The organism is Janthinobacterium sp. UMAB-60 (assembly GCF_900095235.1).
Lineage (GTDB): Bacteria > Pseudomonadota > Gammaproteobacteria > Burkholderiales > Burkholderiaceae_D > Janthinobacterium.
Window position 1 is genome coordinate 53,181 of sequence record NZ_LT607505.1, and the last position, 6,379, is coordinate 59,559.

Below are 6,379 nucleotides of genomic sequence, written 5' to 3' on the forward strand. Positions count from 1 at the left end.
TTGTCGCCGCGCCACATAGGCGGCGGCTGGCATGGCCACCACGGCGCCGGGCGGCAAGGTAATATGCACGAGGTCGAGCGGCATGTCGGATGCGGGTGACACATGCCGCCGCACATAGCCGCTCTGCGGATCGACCCACACGGGCTGCTCAAGCTTGCGCAGCAAGCGCCCCGTGCGCATTTCGGCGCGGGCGATCAGTTCGGACATGCTCAGGCCGAAGGCACCCGACAGGCGCGCCAGCAAGGTCGCCGTGGGGCTGCAATCGCCCCGCTCCACCTTGTGCACCATCGCGCGCGACACGCCCGAGCGGGCCGCCAGCTGCGTCAGCGACCAGCCCAGGTTTTCCCGCTCAAGGCGCACCCGGGCGCCGATGCGCTGGTTCAATTCGTCTGGTTTAGTGGACATGTATCGGCTTCCATTCGAATTCTATTGGACAAGACGTGAGCGGGAATCTATGATTTGTCCATTATAGTAGACGACTAGCAAGGAGATCAACATGCACATACGCGATGCCCACGCGGGCGACATCGAGGCCATCACGGCCATCTACAACGATGCCGTCAGCAACACCCTGGCCATCTGGAATGAACGGACGGTCGATGCGGCCAACCGCGCCGCCTGGCTGGCCGAGCGCCAGCGGGCCGGCTATCCGGTGCTCGTCGCCAGCGATGCGGAAGGAACTGTCGCTGGCTACGCCTCGTTCGGCGACTGGCGCCCGTTCGAGGGTTTCCGCCATACGGTCGAGCATTCCGTGTACGTGCGCGCCGATCGCCGTGGCGCCGGCGTCGGCAAGGCCTTGATGGGGGAATTGATCGCGCGGGCGCGCGGCCTGGGCAAGCACGTGATGGTGGCGGGCATCGAGGCGGGCAATGCCGGCTCGATCGCCCTGCACAAGCAGCTGGGTTTCGAGGAAGTGGGATTGATGCGCCAGGTCGGCACCAAGTTCGGCGCCTGGCTGGACCTGGCATTCTTGCAGCTGCAACTCGATGCGCGCAGCGATCCGGACGGCATCACACCGCCCGGCTAAGGTCAGGCAGACGTCAAGGATCGATCTCCGGTGGCGGGCGGCGCAGCGCCATATGTTCCCACACGGCCACCAATACCAGCACGCAGCTGGTGATGCAGGCCAGGGTCAACGGTGAATACAGGCGGCCGTAGGCCATCGGGATCAGCGCCAGGATGATCAAGATGCCCAGCAGATGCGACAGCGGCGGCGTGGCGCGGTCGCTGCTGACCCATTTGAATAGCGCATTGCCCAGCAGATACAGGATCGGGCCGCCCAGCAAGGCGCTGATGCCGGCGAAGCTCGCTTCGTCCGGATGCACGAGGGCCAGCTCATCGGCTACGGCGGAAACGATCACGCCGCCCACGATCAGCACGTGGATATACGTGTAAGCCTTGCGCGCGATGCGGCCCGGGTCTTTCGAGTGCGCGATGCGGTGGTGGCCCGCCTCGGCGCCCGTGTCGAAATAAATCCACCACATGGCGATGCTGCCGACCAGGGCCGACAAAAAGCCCAGCCAGTTGCCGGCTGTCCATTCCAGGCCCGCAAAGGTGGCGCCCGTCACCAGCAAGGATTCGCCGAGGGCGATGATGACGAACAGGCCGCAGCGTTCGGCCATGTGGCTGCCGTCGACGTCCCAGTCGGCCGTCGTCGAGCGGCCCAGGCCGGGCATGCCGAACAGCATCCATGGTCCCGCCAAATCGATCAGCAGGGCCGCGGCCCACCAGAAGATGCGCTGTTCGGGCGACGCGATGCCGCCGGCGATCCAGAAGATGCCGGACAGCACGGCCCACAGCGTGATGCGCTGAAAATTGCGGCGGCGCGCCAGTGCTTCATGGCGCACGGCCCACCAGGCGAACAGGGGGCGGCCCACCTGCATGGCGACATAGGCGAGCGCAAAGCCCAGGCCCCGCGTGCCGAACGCTTCCGGTATCGAGGCCGACATGATGAGGCCGCCCAGCATCAGCGCAAACAGGCTGATGCGCACGGGAATGCGCTCGGGGTCGAGCCAGTTCGTGATCCACGAGGTAAAAATCCACACCCACCAGACGGCCATCAGCAGCAAGCCCGTCTGCAGCCAGCCCATGGCGCTCAAATGCGCCAGCAAGCCGTGCGACAGTTGCGTGACAGCAAACACGAACACGAGGTCGAAGAACAGCTCGATCATGCCCACCTTGCCGCTGTCTTGCCCGCCGCGCGTGCGCAACAGCGATTTTCTCAATTCCATAAATCTCTTTCATTCATACGAGTAAACCGATCAATCGGGGGTATTTACAATTTCACTGGCGTCAAGAGGGGCAAGCCGGCAAAGTGCGCCGCCAGGTTATCGACCACCAGTTGCCCCATTGCATGGCGCGTTTCCACGGTCAGGCTGCCCACGTGGGGCGTCAGTACCACGTTCGGCAAGGCGCGCAAGGCGTTTGGCACGCGCGGCTCGTCCGCGAATACGTCGAGACCGGCCGCGCCCAGATGGCCATCCTGCAAGGCGGCGATCAGGGCCACTTCATCGATCAGCGCGCCACGGGCGATATTGATCAGGGTGCCTTGCGGACCGAGCGCGTCGAGCACCGTGCGGTCGACGCTCTGGCGCGTGGCCGGCGTGCCCGGCGCACAAACAAAGAGGTAATCGCTTTCCTGCGCCAGGGCCAGCAAGGACTCCGCGCGCGGCACGGATGTGCCCGTGATGACGCGGGGCTGGAAGTAGCGCACGTGGATGCCGAAGGCAGCCAGGCGCAGCGCGATGGCTTGCCCGATCTGGCCGAAGCCGAAGATGCCGGCCGTCTTGCCGCGCAGGCTGGACGCGGGGGCGATGGCCTCGCGCCGTTCCCAGCCGCCATCGCGTACGAAACGGTCGAGCGCCACGATATGCCGCGCGCTGGCCAGCAGCAAGGCCAGCGCCACGTCGGCCACGTCGTCCGTCAGCACGTTCGGCGTGGTGGTGACGGCGATGCCCCGCTCGCGCGCCAGGTCGAGCGCCACGCCGTCGAGACCCACGCCGTTGACGGCGACGATTTCCAAAGAGGGCAGCAAGGCCATGTCGGCGGCGTTCAAGCCCAGCGCGCCCGTCGTGACGACGGCGCGGATGGCCGGCGCCCGCTCGGCCAGCCAGGCGTGGCGCTCGTCCGCCGGCACTTGCCAGGCGTGATGACACGTATATTGCTGGTCCAGCTGCGCGTTGACGGCAGCCGAAGGACTGGGAGCGAGGATGAGGAGTTCGGGGGGCATGGGCGTCCTGGGTCGGTATCGGCAAGATTTGCAGACGCAACTTAGCATATTTGCGACCCTGCGGGGGGATGGCATCGCCTGTTACCGCCCCTAAAACCCTGCCCGCCGCGCGGTCTTTTCCTGCGTGGGACTACCCGATTCAATCGTAGGTCGGCTTAGTCCGCAGCCTGTCAGATTACGCTGCGCTAATCTGACCTACGCAGCTAGAGCGCGGTCCGGCGCGCGATCTCCTGGCATGTATCACCCTTACGCCATGCGTAAGCCGACAAGCACCGCCACAACGATTGTCAGATCGCCTCAACCCGGGCAAGGCACGCGTTTGACCTTGCCGCCCGTCTTGAACGGGTCGGCGCCCGCGCCCGGGTTCGCATCCAGGCCATAGCACGTGGCGCCGACGGCGCTGACGACGCGCGTGGCGGGCCGGCCATCGGCCGTCAGGTATTCCTCCACGCGGATGACGGGGCCGCCGCGCCAGGCGGAGGCGACCAGTTTCTGGAAGCTGCTTTCGCTCTTCAGGTCGGCTGCGGCCAGCCAAGGCTGGTCTTGTTTCAGTTCGCCACGCAGGGCCTTGTCGGCGGCCCCCGCCGCCAGCCGGGCGCGCGTGCGCAGGTCCGCTGTGGATGGCGCCGTGGCGGGCGCGGCGGGGAAATCCTCGGCGGGCGCCGTGATGGCTTCCGCAGCCACGGCCGGTGGTGCAAGGATGACAGGCGGCACACTGGCCCGCGCGCGCGGCAAGCGAGCCGGCATGGGCAGCGGCAAGGCCATCGGCGGCGTCTGCGGCATCGGACGGGACGGCAGCAGGGTCATGAAAGCCACTTCCGTGTATTGCTTGAGTTGCCGCGCCGGCAAGAGCAGGAAATACAGGCCCAGCACATGCATGGCCAGGATCAGCGCGACGGCCGCGCCTTTCAGGCTCAGGCCATCCCGCAGGCGCATGGAGACGGACGGTAGATGACGGAGCAATGGCATGCGGTTTCCTGTGGGCGCCGGGCGCGATGGCGTATTTTAGCGAAACTTGACCGTAGGCATTAATAAATCCACAATGTATCGGCTGGCGCGCCTTTTTCCGCCAGATTCCAGTGCCCTGGCTTGCCGGGTGTTGTACGAATGGCGACTTTATTTATGACATTCTCACACTTTCCCACGCAACGGGCCATGCTGGAATATAATGATAATCATTCTCATTAATATCCAGATAACACCATGCGCACTTTCCGCCTCGCCCCTACTCCGTTCGCCCTGGCCGCCTTCCTGCTGGCCAGCACCACCGCCCACGCACAGAACACGCCGGCAGACAGCGGCGCGCAAACCATGCCCACGGTGGTCGTGAATGCATCGGCCGACGCGTCGGCGGAAGGCTTGTCGAAAGCGTATGCGGGCGGCCAGGTGGCGCGCGGCGGACGTTTGGGCTTGCTGGGCAACGTGGACATGATGGCCACGCCGTTCAATAGCCTCAACTACACGCAGGCGCTGATCCAGGACCAGCAGGCGCAAGGTGTGGGCGATGTGCTGCAAAACGATCCGGGCGTGCGCGTCACGCGCGGTTTCGGCAATTTCCAGGAAATGTACATGATCCGCGGCTTCCCCGTGAATTCGGACGACCTCGCGTATAACGGCCTGTACGGCCTGCTGCCGCGCCAGTTTGTCGCCTCCGAGCTGCTCGAGCGCGTGGAAGTGTTCCGTGGCGCGAATACCTTCATCAATGGCGCGGCGCCGGGCGGCGGCGGCATTGGCGGCGCCATCAACCTGCTGCCCAAGCGGGCGCCGAATGCGTCGCTGACGCAAGTGACGGTGGGCGTGGAAAGCGGCGGCCAGGCATATGTGGCCACCGATATCGCGCGCCGCTTCGGCCCAGACAACAATACGGGCATCCGCATCAATGCGGCGCGGCGCGACGGCGATACGGCCGTCGACCGTGAAAAGCGCGAACTGAGCGTCTTTTCCATCGGCGCCGATTACCGTGGCCGCGGCTTCCGCCTGTCGGCTGATGCCGGCTACCAGGACCATAAACTGACGGCGCCGCGTCCCAGTGTGAATGTGGCGCCCGGCCTGGCGATCCCGGCCGCGCCCGACGCCAGTCGCAATTTCGCCCAGGACTGGACGCATTCGAACGAACGCGACACCTTCGGTACCCTGCGCGGAGAATACGATATTGCCAAGGATGTGGTGGCCTGGGCCGCGCTAGGTGCGCGCAGCGGCAATGAATCGAACGTGCTGGCCGTGCCCACGGTCGCCAGCGCGGATGGCAGCGGCACGGCTTACCGTTTCGACAATGAACGCCGCGACACGGTGCGCACGGGCGAGATCGGCGTGCGCGGCAAAGCCGTCACGGGCAGCGTCAGCCACAGCCTCAGCGCCACGGCGTCGAGCTTTTGGTCGCAATCGCGCAACGCCTACGGCATGAGCGGCAACTTCAATGCCAGCATCGATGCGCCGTTCAATGCAGTGCCGCCGGCCGCCACCCTGTATGTTGGCGGCAAGCTGGACAATCCGCTGGTGACGTCGCGCAGCATCCTGTCCAGCTTTGCCGTGGCCGACACCATGGGCTTCGCCGACGACAGCGTGCTGCTGACAGTGGGCTTGCGCCGCCAGACCATCAAGGACGACAGCTACGACTATGACACGGGCAAGCAGACGGCTCCCGGCTACAGCGAAAGCACCACCACGCCGCTGGCGGGCCTCGTGTACCGCCCCAGCAAGGAACTGTCCGTGTATGCCAACTATATAGAAGGCTTGCAGAAAGGCGCCGTGGCGGGCGGCTTCGGCGTGACGAACAATATCGGCCAGGTCTTTGCGCCATACAAATCGAAACAGAAGGAAATCGGCGTCAAATATGACGGCGGCCGCATCGGGATGAGCGCCGCTCTGTTCACCACCAAACAGCCGCTGGCGTACGTGGACAACGGCACCTTCGGCGTCTTTGGCGAACAGCGCAACCGTGGCCTGGAATTGTCCGTTTTCGGCAGCCCCGTGCGCGGCTTGCGCCTGCTGGGCGGCCTGACCTTCCTCGATGCTGAACAGGTGAATGTGCAAAACCAGGCGAACAAGGGCAAGGACGCCATCGGCGTGCCGCGTCAACAGCTCAATGCGGGCGTGGAGTGGGATGTACCTGGCGTGCGCGGCCTGGCGCTGACGGGCCGCGCCCTGTAC

The 6,379-nt window shown here is 65.3% G+C and carries 6 protein-coding genes; 2 read left to right on the plus strand and 4 right to left on the minus strand.

The genetic code is table 11. The annotated features are described in order from the left end of the window. Positions 1–405 (minus strand): helix-turn-helix domain-containing protein (locus K0F86_RS25900; protein WP_257572375.1); only part of this gene is annotated, 405 nt, incomplete at its 3' end. Positions 406–496: 91 nt separating this feature from the next. Between K0F86_RS25900 and K0F86_RS25905 the strand changes: the two genes are divergently transcribed. Next, positions 497–1,027 carry a GNAT family N-acetyltransferase gene (locus K0F86_RS25905; protein WP_219136996.1) on the plus strand — a complete coding sequence of 177 codons (531 nt, stop codon included), beginning with the start codon at positions 497–499 and terminating at the stop codon, positions 1,025–1,027. Between the two features lie 13 nt (positions 1,028–1,040). On the opposite strand, the gene K0F86_RS25910 is transcribed toward K0F86_RS25905, so the two are convergent. From K0F86_RS25910 to K0F86_RS25920, 3 genes are all read right to left on the minus strand, one after another. Next, a complete protein-coding gene (locus K0F86_RS25910; RefSeq protein ID WP_374197328.1) occupies positions 1,041–2,225 on the minus strand; it encodes a low temperature requirement protein A in 1,185 nt (394 codons plus the stop codon). A gap of 50 nt (positions 2,226–2,275) precedes the next feature. Further along, complete coding sequence (locus tag K0F86_RS25915; RefSeq protein WP_219136998.1) at positions 2,276–3,229, minus strand: 2-hydroxyacid dehydrogenase; 954 nt, start codon at positions 3,227–3,229, stop codon at positions 2,276–2,278. Positions 3,230–3,526: 297 nt separating this feature from the next. After that, the gene (locus K0F86_RS25920; RefSeq protein ID WP_219136999.1) at positions 3,527–4,198 is read right to left on the minus strand and encodes a hypothetical protein; all 672 of its coding nucleotides are present in this window, start codon (positions 4,196–4,198) and stop codon (positions 3,527–3,529) included. 234 nt (positions 4,199–4,432) lie between these two features. On the opposite strand from K0F86_RS25920, the gene K0F86_RS25925 reads away from it, so the two are divergent. After that, on the plus strand, positions 4,433–6,379 hold a 1,947-nt coding region (locus K0F86_RS25925; RefSeq protein WP_219137000.1), incomplete at its 3' end, for a TonB-dependent siderophore receptor.